We start from the raw sequence: 616 nt of genomic DNA, 5'->3' as shown, positions 1-616 counted from the left end.
GTAACCACCAGCGCGTTTGTTAGGTACGTAAGGGATATCATCGCCCATGAACCATAGCACTGAGTTAGTTGCAGATTTACGAGAAGAGCCAGTACCAACAACATCACCAACGTACACTAGCTGGTGACCTTTTGATTTTAGCTCTTCGATTTGTTTGATTGGACCGATGGTGCCTGGCTGGTCAGGGTTAATACCCTCACGTTCGTTTTTCAGCATCGCAAGTGCGTGTACTGGAATATCAGGGCGAGACCATGCATCAGGAGCTGGAGAAAGATCGTCCGTGTTCATTTCACCTGTCACTTTAAAGACAGTCAGCGTGATTTTTTCTTCAAGCTTAGGCTTAGATAGGAACCATTCAGCATCCGCCCAAGATTGAAGCACTTTTTGTGCATGAGCATTGCCTGCTTTCGCTTTCTCTTCTACGTCATAGAAAGCATCAAACATCAGTAGCGTATGAGACAGAGCTTTCACAGCGATTTCAGCCAAAGCTTCATCGTCTAGTAGCTCAACTAACGGTGCAATGTTGTAACCGCCTTGCATTGTACCCAGTAGCTCAGCCGCTTTTTCTCGGCTTACAAGCGGTGAAGACACTTCACCTTTTGCTACTGCAGTCAGG

The 616-nt window shown here is 46.6% G+C and carries 1 pseudogene; it reads right to left on the bottom strand.

Annotated features, from left to right (window positions below):
* A pseudogene (locus tag R8O11_RS29070) lies at positions 1-616 on the bottom strand (aconitate hydratase B); the annotation flags it as partial.

The sequence above is a fragment of the Vibrio sp. 1288 genome (assembly GCF_033344475.1).
Note: the sequence above shows the minus strand (reverse complement) of the source record. Positions and strands in the feature narration are given on the sequence as shown.